The sequence below is a fragment of the Neisseria sp. P0004.S004 genome, assembly GCF_051963335.1.
Taxonomy (GTDB): Bacteria; Pseudomonadota; Gammaproteobacteria; order Burkholderiales; family Neisseriaceae; genus Neisseria.
Genome location: NZ_JBQCUK010000001.1, coordinates 184,514 through 198,036 on the forward strand (window position 1 = coordinate 184,514; position 13,523 = coordinate 198,036).

Genomic DNA, 13,523 nt, shown 5'->3' on the forward strand with positions numbered 1-13,523 from the left:
TCGGCATAAAAAGGCCGTCTGAAAATGTTTAAGGATTTTCAGACGGCCTTAAGCATGTTTTCTTTATGTATCATGAATACATCAACAGATAAGCAATGATTTACCGAATATTATTTGCAACGCATCAGCGTACGCGTCCGCCAAACTTTTTTGCCTGAGCCGTCCGTCGAGTAATCACGGAATCTTTGCGTCAGCACGCCTCGGTTTAAAGAAAACTCAAAATTATCGTTATAAATCTGCGTACCTTGCTCCGGCTCCTCTTCCCGAACGCGTGCCGTACCTGCGATTTTATCGGGCGAATAAATTCGATAATTCAGTTTCGTATATTTCTCACCCCATTCCCAACCCTTTAATTCAATTGATTTTTTACCTATTTCAATATAAAAGCCGCTATCTTCCGACACATCGACATTATCCATAGCAGCGTTTTCATCATAACCCATGGCACATAAAGCCCTTACATGTTTGGGCGATACTTTCCCTTCATAATGCCCGGCCCATTTACCTTGAAACGCTTGCGGAATATCTTGGGCTACAGCTTGGAATCCAAGAAGGAGCAAACCGGCGGTCAGAACAGATTTTAAAGTGAGCGACATTATTTTTGACCTTTCAAGAAAGAGTGTTTAAATCAATATGAATAATACAGGAAATGGAAAAAATAGAAAAAGGCCGTCTGAAAATATTTAGGGATTTTCAGACGGCCTAATATTATTGTCAGGTTACTTGAGCAACTACTTATTGAACCTTAAGACTCTTCACGAGGATACCCGTTGCTATAAGCCTTCTCAAACCATTCCTGAGCCAGCGTTTCATCCTGTTGAAAACCTTGGCCAAGTTTATACTTAATGCCCAAACGAAACTGAGCCGATGCAACTCCCTGCTCTGCCGCTTTACGATACCAATAAATCGCCAATACATCATTTTGCGTCACGCCTACTCCATCATTGTACATCTGAGCCAATTCAAACTGAGCATCGGCATGCCCTTGTTCCGCCAATTTACGAAATAAAGACAGTGCCTGCTTATAATCAATACCAAAAGAAGGATCCCATTGATCTACACTTCCACCGTATCGATACTGCAAACCCAATTTGTATTGAGCCTCTATATCTCCTTCATTTGCCATATGCTCATACATCGTCAACAGATGCCACTGAGCATCGCCATATGGCCCGCCTTTAATAAACCATTCTTCTGCCTGTTTATAGTCTTGAGGAACACCTATTCCATACTCGTACATTGTTCCTATTTGGCAATCAGCAGGGCCATATCCCTGATTACCAGCCAAACGATACCAATACAATGCCTGTTCATAATCTGACAGTTGGAAATACAGCTCACCCAAATAGAATTTGGCTTGAACAATACCCTCCTCTGCCTTCACATACAGCCACTGTTTCAACTGCTCATAGTCCCTGTTAGTCAAAAAACTAGAATACTCCTTTATCAAAAGGCATTGCGCATCAAGATGCCCCTGCTCTGCCGCCTTCATATACCAATGCACTGCCTTTCGATAATCTTTAGGCTCTTTATTACAACATAACCCGGCTAATTCATATTGAGCCTGGACATTTCCTTCTTCTGCCAACTGAGTAATAGCTTGAATAGGATCAGAAGTCTGGACAGGAGCATATTCCTTAACCGTACTCCGTCGCATAAGCCTAAAAAGAAAAATCACGACAGCTATTAAAAAACAAGCGAGTAACAATTTCATCTTATATTCCCAGTCTTATTCATTTTTTATTTTCGATACCATAACTATTTTTTAATTACACCCATAAATCAAATTCTTAAAATCTAGTAATGCTGAATATAACGTCGTCTGAAAACCTTGAAAGGTTTTCAGACGACCTTGGATATGTTTTGAATTCAACCTACGACTACTTAATCAATACACGTTTATCTGCCAATCCTGTCAATCTTGAAAAATTTTCTTAATCTTGAAAAATTTTCTTTTTGTTTCAATGAACTCCAAGAAAACTTATGCAATCGCTCCCACTTAAAGTCATCTTGCCGAGTTGAAATCCATACCCCTTCAAGCGCAACCAAGCCAAAGCCATCACACCCCAAACGCAAAGCATAAGACTTCGCCTGCAGGAAGGCATCTTTTAACTGTCTTTCATTAGCAATACGATATTTGGCTTCCCAAATAAATCGGGCACTCTCTTCTCCACGTCGATCATTTGCAAATAGGGCATAATCAGGAAAAACACGATCATTACGCCCCATTCTTAAAGTCATCTGCCTTAGCCAATCATCTTCATCAAACCCTAATTGTTTCAACAACGGTTCAAGTAAAGTAATTTCTACATCCCGCTCATTACTTAAATTGCCAAAATCAGGCTCGTCCAAAAATGGTAATTTTGGCAGTATAGAAACATCAAAGTTTTTAGATTTTAATATCTCTATGATTGCATTGTATTCATCTGATGTACATTCCCTTCCATTCACTCCTTGCATATTGGCTTTAACCAAACCTTTTTCTTTCCAAACTGGATTATTTTTCAATTCAGATAAATGAATCGTCTGAATGACTATGGGACAGCCTACCCAAACTCGTTCAGGATAGTTACTAAATGGATCATAGTAGGTAGGAGATACCGCGCGGAAGATAGCCGTTAATCCACTATACGGGGACAAACTATACAATAAAATAATATCCCCTATTTTCGTTTGCGGATTTCCCTGCCAAAAAGTTTGATATTTTTCCCCATTCTTCGTTAATAGATCCGTATCCTCTTTTGTTCCTCCACTGATATAAATATTGATCGCATCAGGCAATTCATCGGCATTGATAAAATCAGGTAGGGTTTTTAACGAAAAATCATATAGAAAACAATTTAATTCTATATAGTCTAATGAATATTTTTTCCGAAATTCGTATATATCTCGGCATAAATTTCCATAGTAAAGGAAACGATCACGGTATTTCTGTTTACTTGGCAGTATTGGCAAAGGTATATCAAATGACTGGAAAACTCTTTCCAACAAGAAAAACCGGTTAGTAAAAAAATACGGAATATAATGTTCAGGGTCTTTTAGATACAAAAACAATGAAATTCTATCTAACCATGCCAATTTGTTCCTACATTCCTTTTTATCACTTTCAGCAAGAAAAGAATCAACAAATCCTTCAAACTTTTCAATTGCCTGCTCAATATTCTCAGCACGTTCCCAATCTGAAAATTTTTCTAATAGGTTTTGTATAGTTTCTATCCAATCACCTTCGATTTCCTGTGTATATCCTTGCTTAAATAAGTAAGAGTATATTTCCTTCCATTTTTCTTCTTTTACCCATACAGATAAATTTTCAAAGAAGTTTTTAGTTTCTCTTGCTGAATCAGTTTGCAGATAGCAGTCAAAAACATAGCGATTGAAATACATACCATTTCCTCAATGAGCCTCTTCCCAATTCATACCCACACCAACCTCAGCCACCAGCGGCACGTTCAACATCCCTTCGTCCACTTTCGCCATAATCTGCGGCAATTTTTCTTTCACTAAATCCAGTTCGGCTTCGGGTACTTCCAACACCAATTCGTCATGCACCTGCATAATCAGTTTGCTTTTCAGGTCGTATGAAAGCCAGCGGGATACGTCTATCATAGCGCGTTTGATGAGGTCGGACGCGGTGCCTTGCATAGGGGCGTTGATGGCGGCGCGTTCGGCTCCGGCGCGGGCGTTGGCGTTTTTGTTGTGGATGTCGGGCAGGTAGAGGCGACGGCCGAACAGGGTTTCGACGAAGCCTTGCGCGGCGGCTTGTTCTTTGGTGCGCTGCATGTATTCGGCGACGCCGGGGTAGCGGGCGAAGTAGCGGTCGATAAAGTTTTTGGCGGAGATGTTGTCGATGCCCAATGATTTGGCAAGGCCATATTGGCCCATGCCGTAGATCAGGCCGAAGTTGATGGTTTTGGCGTAGCGGCGTTGTTCGGACGAGACGTTTTCGGGGGAGATGCCGAACACTTCGGCGGCGGTGCGGCGGTGTACGTCTTCGCCGTTTTGGAACGCGGTAATGAGGGTTTTGTCGCCGGAGAGGTGCGCCATGATGCGCAGCTCGATTTGGGAATAGTCGGCGGAAACGATGACGCTGCCTTGCGGTGCGGTAAAGGCGCGACGCACGCGGCGGCCTTCTGCGGTGCGGATGGGGATGTTTTGCAGGTTGGGGTTGTTGCTGGCGAGGCGGCCGGTGATGGCGACGGCTTGGGCGTAGGTGGTATGCACACGGCCGTCTTTGGGGGAAATCATTTCGGGCAGTTTGTCGGTGTAAGTGGATTTGAGTTTTGCCAGGCTGCGGTTTTGCAGGATGATTTTGGGCAGGGGGTAGTCGGGTGCGAGCTGTTCGAGCACGGCTTCGTTGGTGGAAATGCCGCCTTTGGCGGTTTTTTTCAGGCCTTTGGTGGGGATACCCATTTTGTCGAACAGGATTTCTTGTAGCTGTTTGGGCGAGTTGAGGTTGAACGGCTGGCCTGCGGCGGCGTAGGCTTCTTGTTCGAGCTTCATCAGTTCGGCGCCGAGCTCTGCGCTTTGGCGGGCGAGTTCGGCACGGTCGATTTGTACGCCGTTGCGTTCCATTTCAAACAATACTTGCGCGACGGGCAGCTCCATTTTTTCATACATTTCAAGCTGTTTGGTATCCATTTGCGCGCGTAGGTGCGCTTCGAGACGCAGGGCGAAATCGGCGTCTTGGGCGGCGTATTCGGTCGCCTGCCCGATGGCAACATCGGCAAAACTGATTTGCTTCGCGCCTTTGCCGCACAGCGATTCGTAGGTAATGGTTTCCAAGCCGAGCCAGCGTTCTGACAATTCGTCCAAGCCGTGTCCAAGGTGGCTCTCGATGATGTAGGAAGCGAGCATGGAATCGCCGGCAATGCTGTTCAAGGCGATGTCGTAGTTGGCGAAAACGTGTTGGTCGTATTTGAGGTTTTGCCCGATTTTTTTCAGGGCGGGATTTTCCAAATGCGGTTTCAGACGGCCTAATACGTCTTGCAAATCAAGTTGTTCGGGTGCAGCAGTCAGGCTGTGTCCTACGGGGATGTAAACCGCTTCGCCTGCTTGGAACGCGATGCTGATGCCAACCAGCGCAGCATTCATCGCGTCTAATGACGTGGTTTCTGTATCGATGCCGATTTTGTCCGCCTGAGCCAGTTTGTCCAACAAAGCGGTAAACTGCGCTTCGGTGGTAACGGCTTGATAATCCAGTTTTTCAGGGACAGGGGCGAGTTCGGGTTGTTTTTCAGGCTGTGTTTCCATCGCCAATGCGGCTTGTTCGCCGATATGCTCGCTGCCGAACAAATCAGTGTTTTGCGCTTCGTGCATACGGCTTTCCGCCTCTTTCAGCCAAGTACGGAAGCCCCAGCGTTTGAAATCGACAACCAGCTGCGCCCATTTAGGCGTAGTGCGGCGCAGGCTTTCAAGGCCGTCTGAAAGCTCGGTGTGCAAATCCAAATCGGTTTTAATCGTCACCAAATCATACGACAGCGGCAGTTGTTCCAAAGCGGCTTGCAGGTTTTCTCCCACTTTGCCTTTGACTTCGCCAGCGTGTTCCATTACACCAACCAGCGAGCCGTAGGCTTCCAGCCACTTCACCGCCGTTTTCGGGCCACATTTTTCCACACCTGGCACATTGTCCACCTTGTCGCCCATCAGCGCGAGATAATCGCGGATTTGGTCGGGGCGCACGCCGAATTTTTCCTTCACGCCTTCAATGTCCAGCGTCTCGCCACTCATCGTGTTCACCAGCGTCACGCGCTCATTCACCAACTGCGCCATGTCCTTATCGCCGGTAGATACCACCACGTTCCACCCTGCTTCGCTAGCCATCTTAGCCAAAGTGCCGATAACGTCGTCCGCTTCCACCTGCGGAATCACCAATACCGGCCAGCCCATCAGGCGCACCAAATCCGGCAAGGCTTCCGCCTGCGGGCGCAAATCGTCCGGCATCGGCGGGCGCGTCGCCTTATAGTCGGGGAACATTTCATGGCGGAAATTTTTACCCTTAGCGTCAAACACCACCGCGCAATAGTCGTGCACATAATCCGCCCTCAACCGGCGCAGCATGTTCAACACGCCATACATCGCCCCAGTCGGCGCACCGTCGGGCGCGGACAAATTCTGCCCCATAGCATGATAGGCGCGGTAAAGATAAGAAGAGCCGTCAACGAGAAGGAGTGTGGGTTTGTTGGACATGGGGAACCTGCTGTGTGTATAAAAATAATGTACGGATTATAAAGGAAAAGGCCGTCTGAAAACCGAAAATCAAGTTTCAGACGGCCTGATGTTTACATAAATATACGGTTTCAGGTATTGCGCCTCAGAATCCCATCTTGTATATTTGTATTCAAATGAATACAAAACCAAAGCAAACGAATATGAATGCAACGAACCGTATCCCAATTAGTGTGCGCATCACCCAGGAAGATGCTGATTTTATTGCTGAACTCAAAATCGAAGGTGCGAATACGCCGTCTGAAAAAATCCGCGAATTGCTCAAGCTGGCGCGCTTGGCGCATACGCAGACACGCGATTACAGCTCCGCACTGACGGCGCAGGAGCAATTTTTCCAAGCGGCAAAACACGAAATCTTGCACGCGGAAAAACAGGCAGGGGCGCATTCGCATATCGTGGCTCGTTTGTTTGAACAACTGCCCGATTTAGGCGCAACGCTCGCCGCCGACCTGCCCGAAGAAGCTGACCTCGACGATTTGAAAAAATACGAACGCGAACTGATGTGGCGCATCGTCCGCCTCACCGACAGCATCCTGCAACTCGCCGTAACCGGCAAAGGCGCGGCATACGACGACAGCGTTCTGCAACAGCTTGAAAACACTTTGAAACTGGCGAAGATTGTGCAGCAGGCAAATGAAGTTTAAGACTGCCGCCATACCAAATGAAACAAACACATTTTAGTGAAAGGAAAATCCAAATGAGCGAAACCCTATCCCGCCGAGTAGGCCGTCTGGTAAGCGGCGGTTTTCATGCCCTGATTGATGCGGCGGAAAACCTTGCACCTGAAGCGGTCATGAACGAGAGCATCCGCGAAATCGAGCGGGCGGTGGATGAAGTGCGTGCCGAGTTAGGCAAAGTGTTGGCGCAGAAACACCTTGCCGCCAAGAAAATGGCGGACGAGAGCAACCGCCACGAAGCCATCGATGCCAACCTGCAAGCCGCCGTGGATGCCGGTCGCGACGACCTTGCTGAGGCAGGCATCGCCGAACAAATGGACATCGAAGCGCGTCTGCCCATCTTGGAAAACACCATTGCCGATTGTGCCGCACAAGAAAAAGAGCTCGAAGGCTTTATCGCCGCCCTGCAGGCAAAAAAACGCGAGATGCAGCAGCAGTTGCAAGACTGGCGCGCCGCGCAGCAGAACGCTGGCGCAGGCAAAGCGGCAGGCGGCAGCGATCTCAACCGTATTGCCCGTGATGCTGAAAAAAGCGGCAACGCTTTCAACCGCGTGATGGGTCGCCAAAACTCGGTACACAGCAGCACCGATGCGGCGCAGTTGGCCAAGCTGAAAGAACTGGAAGACTTAAGCCGCAACAACCGCATTGCCGAACGATTGGCGGCGTTGAAGGCGAAATCATAAGCCATATTGAGGAAATCGCGGTTTCAGACGGCCCCTATCCTCACAGGGCCGTCTGAAAAAAGAAAACCATACACGCTTCAATAACAAAAAGATGCCGGATTGGGAAAATCCAGTTGGTTACAACAAATTAATAAAAATATCCATATCCAATCGGCTTAACTTTAAAATAAAATATATGCCGTCTGAAAATTAAAAAGAATAAGGAAATGCAATATGTGGAATTTAATCAACGCCCCCGAAACTGAAATCTTCGGCATTGCCATTGCGCTGATGGGTTTGCTCGGTGTGTTTGAAATCATTTCCATGCTGGCAGGCGGTATCAGCGACTGGTTGGACAACCTGTTGCCCGACAGCCTGACCGAAACTGCACACGCCGAGGTCGGATTGGATGTGGCGGATGCAGGCATATTCGTGCGTTTCCTGAGCTGGCTGTATGTCGGACGTATCCCGGTGCTGATGTTGATGGTGGTGTTTCTTGCCGTATACGGACTGACGGGTTATCTGTTTCAGACGGCCTTTGCCACTGTATTCGGCAGTTATCTGAATGGCACGCTGGCAGCAGTCATCGTTTGGTTTCTTTCCCTGCCCTTGGTGCGCGTAACGGCTAGCGGTTTGTACAAAATTATGCCGAAAGATGAAACCACAGCCGTTTCGCAGGAAAGTTTAATCGGCCGCGTCGGCACGGTGGTGTTGGGCGAAGCTCGGGTAGGCAATGCGGCGCAGGTGCGCGTGAAAGATGCTTACGGCCAACAGCATTATGTGATGGTAGAGCCTGACTCTGATGATGTATTGAAACAAGGCGATGCAGTATTGCTGGTGTCGTTGGACGGAAATACATTTAAAGCAATTTTAAATCCGAGCGGAAGCTTGGTGGATTGAGGCCGTCTGAAACTGCTGATTTATCGATACGGGAAAAATAGATACTTTACTGCCCTATCCTCACCATCTGGAAATTTGAAATAACAATTAGAAAAACAACCACCCTATTATTTCAACCCATATTTTTAACCCTTTCAGACGGCCTCTTTCCCTCAAAGCCTTCTGAATCCACCGCCCCCAAAGGCATATTAACAAGAAGAAAGGAAAAACCATGAACTTGGTCTCCATCGGCACCATCGCCGGCGTCATACTCGTCGCGCTAATTGTACTCGGCCTCATCCTGACCCGTCTGTACCGCCGCGCCAGCAAAGAAGTCTCATTTGTCCGTACCGGTTTCGGTGGCGAAAAAGTCATCATGAACGGCGGCGCGATGGTGCTGCCCGTGCTACACGAAATCATCCCCGTCAACATGAATACACTGCGCCTTGAAGTGCGCCGCGCGGCGCAGCAGGCGCTGATTACCCGCGACCGTATGCGCGTTGACGTAATGGCTGAATTTTACGTCCGCGTCAAACCCAGCGCCGAGAGCATTGCGACCGCCGCACAAACGCTGGGTATGAAAACCATGTCCCCCGATGAGCTGAAAGACCTCGTCGAAGGTAAATTCGTTGATGCCTTGCGTGCCGTTGCCGCCGAAATGGCGATGGAAGAGCTGCATGAGAAACGTGTTGATTTCGTTCAGAAAGTACAACAAGTCGTGAGTGAAGACTTGTTCAAAAACGGTCTCGAACTTGAAACCGTTTCCCTGACCGGCCTCGACCAAACCAGCTTTGAGTTCTTCAACCCGCAAAACGCGTTTGACGCGGAAGGTTTGACCAAACTGACCGAAACCATCGAAGGCCGCCGCAAAAAACGTAACGAAATCGAACAAGATACCGACTTGGCGATTAAAACCAAAAACCTCGAAGCCGAGCAGCAACGCCTAAAAATCTCGCGCGAAGAAGAATACGCCAAACTCGAACAAGAGCGTGAGATTGCCGTCCGCCGCGCCGAACAAGAGGCCAGCATTGCCGAACAAGAATCTCAGAAAAAACGTGAGGCGGAAGAAGCAAAAATTGCCGCAGAACGCGAAGTGGATTTGAAACGCATTGCCGCCGAACGCGACATTAAAAACGAAGACATCCGCAAAGCCCAAGCCGTTGAACAGGCAGAGGTTGAACGCCGCAAAGCCATCGAATTGGCCGAGCAAGACCGTGCCATCGCCGTTGCCGAGAAATCGCGTGCCGAATCCGAAGCCAAAGCCGAGGCCGACAAAGCCCGCGCCGCCGCTGTTCGCGAAGAAGAGAGCGTGATTACCGTACGCGAAACCGAACGCGCCGAACGTGCCAAAGCGGTTGAATTGATTGCCGCCGAAGAAGCCGCACAAAAAGACGCGATTTCGCTCACTGTCGCCGCTGAGGCTGAAAAACAAGCTGCACAAGACCGCGCCGAAGCCGTGCGCATTGCCGCTGAAGCAGAAGCTGAGAAACAACGCCTGCAAGCCAAAGGTGAAGCCGATGCCAAAATTCTGTTGGCGCAAGCGCAAGAGCAACAATACAAGGTTGACGCCGAAGGTACCCGCGCCGTCAACGAAGCTGCCAACGTGCTGAGTGTCGAGCAGGTTGAAATGCAAGTCCGCCTTGCCCTCTTGAAACACCTGCCCGACATCATTCGCGAATCCGTCCGCCCAATGGAAAAAATCGAAGACATCAAGATTTTGCAAGTCAATGGTCTGGGTGGTTTTGCCGGTGGTGCAAACGGCGCGGAAGGTGCTTCAGACGGCCAAACCACACAAGCCAGCCTTGCAGACCAAATGGTCAACAGCGCCCTGCGCTACCGCAGCCAAGCCCCGTTGGTTGACGGTCTATTGAAAGAGTTAGGACTGAATGGTGGCGACATCAACGGTCTGACCCAAGGGTTGGATAAAAGCATCGACCAATCATAAACAGATACTGTCATAATGGTTTAAAGGCCGTCTGAAACTTTTCAGACGGCCTTTTGTTTATACAAGAGCTTCCACAAATTCTAATATTTTCAATACTCACCAATTCAGCTCTGTTGCGGTTGCAATAAATTTTAGGAATTATCCACCCTGCTTTTTGTGGTTAAAAAAGATTGAGTGGGTTATTCTTAGCCAAATAACAAGGCTAACTGCTTTGACAATGATCCACCAACAATTGAGTCATAAAAACTGATTCTACCGTTTCGATTTCAAACTTGCCATCTACTCGTCTATCGGTATTTTAATATCAAGCTACTTATCTTCAAGAAAATAAAAAAGCACAACATTTTGTTGTGCTTTTTCTTGATGAACCCACATTACTTGTTTTTTTGCGAACGAAGGTAGTCCAAAGTTTTCAGCTGGGCAATGGCTGCTGCCAATGCTTTGTGCGCTTCGGCCAGAGATTTATCATCTTTGGCTGCCGAAACACCTGCCTCGGCTGCTTTTTTAGCTTCTTCAGCACGCGCCTGATCCATTTCGGTACTGCGGACAGCAACGTCTGCCAATACAGTAATCTTATCAGGCTGTACTTCTAAAACACCGCCGGAAACAGCAACCAGCACTTCTTCAGCTTCACCCGGAACAGTCAAACGCAATGCGCCGGGGCGTACCAAACTCATAATCGGCTCGTGTCGTGGATAAATACCAAGCTCACCTTGAACGGTCGGAACCACCACAAAGCTGGCTTCGCCCGAATAGATGTTTTGCTCGCTACTGACCACTTCAACTTGCATGACGCTCATGCCGACCTCCTTAGTTTAAGGTTTTCGCTTTCTCAACTGCTTCTTCGATGCCGCCTACCATGTAGAACGCTTGTTCAGGCAGATGGTCGTATTCGCCGTTCAAGATGGCTTTAAAGCCGGCAATGGTATCGCGCAGGGCAACATACTTGCCTGGAGAACCTGTAAACACTTCTGCAACGTGGAACGGTTGAGACAGGAAGCGTTGGATTTTACGGGCACGCATTACAGTCAGTTTGTCTTCGTCAGACAATTCGTCCATACCCAGAATGGCGATAATGTCGCGCAATTCTTTGTATTTTTGCAGAGTGGACTGTACACCGCGCGCTACGTCGTAGTGCTCTTGACCCAATACCATCGGATCCAATTGGCGTGAAGTAGAATCAAGCGGGTCAACTGCCGGGTAAATACCCAAAGAGGCAATATCACGGCTCAATACGACGGTTGCGTCCAAGTGGGCGAAAGTTGTCGCTGGAGACGGGTCAGTCAAGTCATCCGCAGGTACATATACGGCTTGGATGGAAGTAATGGAACCGGTTTGGGTAGAGGTAATACGCTCTTGCAAACGACCCATTTCTTCAGCCAATGTCGGTTGGTAACCCACTGCAGAAGGCATACGGCCCAACAGTGCAGATACTTCAGTACCGGCCAGAGTGTAACGGTAGATGTTGTCAACGAAGAACAATACGTCGCGGCCTTTACCGTTTTCGTCTTTTTCGTCACGGAAGTATTCGGCCATAGTCAAACCGGTCAAAGCAACGCGCAGACGGTTGCCCGGAGGTTCGTTCATTTGGCCATACACCATGGCTACTTTATCCAATACGTTGGAATCTTTCATCTCGTGGTAGAAGTCGTTACCTTCACGGGTACGCTCACCCACACCTGCGAACACGGACAGACCGCTGTGCGCTTTGGCGATGTTGTTAATTAATTCCATCATGTTCACGGTTTTGCCCACACCGGCACCACCGAACAGACCTACTTTACCGCCCTTAGCAAACGGACACAGCAAGTCGATCACTTTAATACCGGTTTCCAGCAATTCGGTAGTTGAAGACAACTCGTCGAATTTCGGAGCAGTTTGGTGAATGGCGCGGCTCTTGTCGGTATCGATCGGACCTGCTTCATCAACAGGCGTACCCAATACGTCGACAATACGACCCAATGTACCTTTACCTACCGGCACAGTGATTGGCGCACCAGTATTGCTTACAGACATGCCGCGTTTCAGGCCGTCTGAACTACCCATTGCAATAGTACGGACAACGCCGTCACCCAGAAGCTGTTGAACTTCCAGAGTCAGACCGTTCTCGTCCAATTTCAGGGCATCGTAAACATGCGGGATAGCGTCGCGTGGAAATTCCACGTCAACCACCGCACCAATAACTTGTACGATTTTGCCTTGGCTCATTATCGTATCCTAATTTCCTGTTCAGGCTTCAGACGGCATTAAACTGCCGCTGCACCTGCTACAATTTCTGACAATTCTGTGGTAATCGCGGCTTGACGCGATTTGTTGTACACCAAGCGCAATTCTTTGATGGCATTACCTGCGTTGTCGGTTGCGGCTTTCATCGCTACCATACGCGCGGCTTGTTCAGATGCCATGTTGTCGCTCAATGCCTGATAAACCACAGACTCTAAATAGCGGCGAACCAAATATTCCAATACGGCGATAGGGCTCGGCTCGTAGAGGTATTCCCAAGTAAATGAAGAATGACCTGTTCCGTCGTCAATAACGTTTTCACCGATAGGCAGCAAAACTTCCATACGCGGCTCTTGGCGCATTGTGTTGATAAAACGTGAGTAAACCATATGGATACGGTCTAATTCATGTCTCTCATAACGTTGGAAGATTTCGGTCAAAGGGCCAAGCAACGCTTCCATTTTCGGGGTATCGCCCAAATTGGTTGCACTGGCAATAACGTTCAAACCGATGCTTTGGCATGCAGCCAAACCTTTACTACCCAGGCACACGACTTCGACTTCGATGCCTTGTTCCTGATACTCTTGAACTTGCGCCAAAAACTTTTTCAGTACGTTTGCGTTCAAGCCGCCGCACAAACCTTTATCCGAGGTAATCAAAATGAAACCGGCACGACGCACTTCGCGGTGTGGCTCCAACAATTTGATACCATGATCGGCATTGGTCTGTGCAAGATGGCTCATCACTGTACGCACTTTTTCGGCGTACGGACGCGCTAAGCGCATCCGGTCTTGAGTCTTCCGCATTTTAGAGGTCGACACCATTTGCATCGCTTTAGTGATCTTTTGGGTATTTTGAACACTACGGATTTTGGTGAGAATCTCTTTTCCGACTGCCATTTCAGACTCCTTT

Annotated in this window: 11 protein-coding genes; 4 read left to right on the top strand and 7 right to left on the bottom strand. The window is 48.3% G+C overall.

All coding sequences use genetic code 11. The features are described from left to right. Positions 1–110 precede the first annotated feature (110 nt). The 4 genes from ACTHRY_RS00915 to polA form a co-directional block, all read right to left on the bottom strand. Positions 111–596: a hypothetical protein gene (locus tag ACTHRY_RS00915; protein ID WP_049359629.1), complete on the bottom strand. Its 486-nt coding sequence runs from the start codon at positions 594–596 to the stop codon at positions 111–113. A 149-nt stretch (positions 597–745) separates the two neighbouring features. Then, complete coding sequence (locus ACTHRY_RS00920; protein WP_049359628.1) at positions 746–1,714, bottom strand: tetratricopeptide repeat protein; 969 nt, start codon at positions 1,712–1,714, stop codon at positions 746–748. Between the two features lie 185 nt (positions 1,715–1,899). Next, positions 1,900–3,384, bottom strand: a complete 1,485-nt coding sequence (locus tag ACTHRY_RS00925) for a hypothetical protein (RefSeq protein ID WP_440373970.1) — start codon at positions 3,382–3,384, stop codon at positions 1,900–1,902. 9 nt (positions 3,385–3,393) lie between these two features. Further along, positions 3,394–6,186, bottom strand: coding sequence for a DNA polymerase I (gene polA / locus ACTHRY_RS00930; RefSeq protein WP_049359623.1), 2,793 nt, complete (start codon positions 6,184–6,186; stop codon positions 3,394–3,396). Positions 6,187–6,368: 182 nt separating this feature from the next. Between polA and ACTHRY_RS00935 the strand changes: the two genes are divergently transcribed. From ACTHRY_RS00935 to ACTHRY_RS00950, 4 genes are all read left to right on the top strand, one after another. Next, a complete protein-coding gene (locus tag ACTHRY_RS00935) occupies positions 6,369–6,869 on the top strand; it encodes a hypothetical protein (RefSeq protein WP_049323100.1) in 501 nt (166 codons plus the stop codon). A 53-nt stretch (positions 6,870–6,922) separates the two neighbouring features. Then, positions 6,923–7,585, top strand: a complete 663-nt coding sequence (locus tag ACTHRY_RS00940; protein ID WP_049323101.1) for a PspA/IM30 family protein — start codon at positions 6,923–6,925, stop codon at positions 7,583–7,585. 213 nt (positions 7,586–7,798) lie between these two features. Continuing rightward, a complete protein-coding gene (locus ACTHRY_RS00945) occupies positions 7,799–8,464 on the top strand; it encodes a YqiJ family protein (protein ID WP_049323102.1) in 666 nt (221 codons plus the stop codon). 211 nt (positions 8,465–8,675) lie between these two features. After that, a complete protein-coding gene (locus ACTHRY_RS00950; protein WP_049323103.1) occupies positions 8,676–10,388 on the top strand; it encodes a flotillin family protein in 1,713 nt (570 codons plus the stop codon). Between the two features lie 374 nt (positions 10,389–10,762). On the opposite strand, the gene ACTHRY_RS00955 is transcribed toward ACTHRY_RS00950, so the two are convergent. From ACTHRY_RS00955 to atpG, 3 genes are read right to left on the bottom strand one after another with little or no spacing between them, the layout of a single operon-like run. After that, a complete protein-coding gene (locus tag ACTHRY_RS00955; RefSeq protein WP_036492070.1) occupies positions 10,763–11,188 on the bottom strand; it encodes a F0F1 ATP synthase subunit epsilon in 426 nt (141 codons plus the stop codon). A 10-nt stretch (positions 11,189–11,198) separates the two neighbouring features. Continuing rightward, the gene (gene atpD, locus ACTHRY_RS00960) at positions 11,199–12,596 is read right to left on the bottom strand and encodes a F0F1 ATP synthase subunit beta (protein WP_003748111.1); all 1,398 of its coding nucleotides are present in this window, start codon (positions 12,594–12,596) and stop codon (positions 11,199–11,201) included. A gap of 38 nt (positions 12,597–12,634) precedes the next feature. Further along, positions 12,635–13,510 carry a F0F1 ATP synthase subunit gamma gene (gene atpG, locus ACTHRY_RS00965; protein WP_049323104.1) on the bottom strand — a complete coding sequence of 292 codons (876 nt, stop codon included), beginning with the start codon at positions 13,508–13,510 and terminating at the stop codon, positions 12,635–12,637. Between the last annotated feature and the right edge of the window lie 13 nt (positions 13,511–13,523).

Bases quoted from the DNA above. Each gene is read 5' to 3' on its own strand.
- ACTHRY_RS00915 (WP_049359629.1), bottom strand. From the start codon at position 596: ATGTCGCTCACTTTAAAATCTGTTCTGACCGCCGGTTTGCTCCTTCTT.
- ACTHRY_RS00920 (WP_049359628.1), bottom strand. From the start codon at position 1,714: ATGAAATTGTTACTCGCTTGTTTTTTAATAGCTGTCGTGATTTTTCTT.
- ACTHRY_RS00925 (WP_440373970.1), bottom strand. From the start codon at position 3,384: ATGTATTTCAATCGCTATGTTTTTGACTGCTATCTGCAAACTGATTCA.
- polA (WP_049359623.1), bottom strand. From the start codon at position 6,186: ATGTCCAACAAACCCACACTCCTTCTCGTTGACGGCTCTTCTTATCTT.
- ACTHRY_RS00935 (WP_049323100.1), top strand. From the start codon at position 6,369: ATGAATGCAACGAACCGTATCCCAATTAGTGTGCGCATCACCCAGGAA.
- ACTHRY_RS00940 (WP_049323101.1), top strand. From the start codon at position 6,923: ATGAGCGAAACCCTATCCCGCCGAGTAGGCCGTCTGGTAAGCGGCGGT.
- ACTHRY_RS00945 (WP_049323102.1), top strand. From the start codon at position 7,799: ATGTGGAATTTAATCAACGCCCCCGAAACTGAAATCTTCGGCATTGCC.
- ACTHRY_RS00950 (WP_049323103.1), top strand. From the start codon at position 8,676: ATGAACTTGGTCTCCATCGGCACCATCGCCGGCGTCATACTCGTCGCG.
- ACTHRY_RS00955 (WP_036492070.1), bottom strand. From the start codon at position 11,188: ATGAGCGTCATGCAAGTTGAAGTGGTCAGTAGCGAGCAAAACATCTAT.
- atpD (WP_003748111.1), bottom strand. From the start codon at position 12,596: ATGAGCCAAGGCAAAATCGTACAAGTTATTGGTGCGGTGGTTGACGTG.
- atpG (WP_049323104.1), bottom strand. From the start codon at position 13,510: ATGGCAGTCGGAAAAGAGATTCTCACCAAAATCCGTAGTGTTCAAAAT.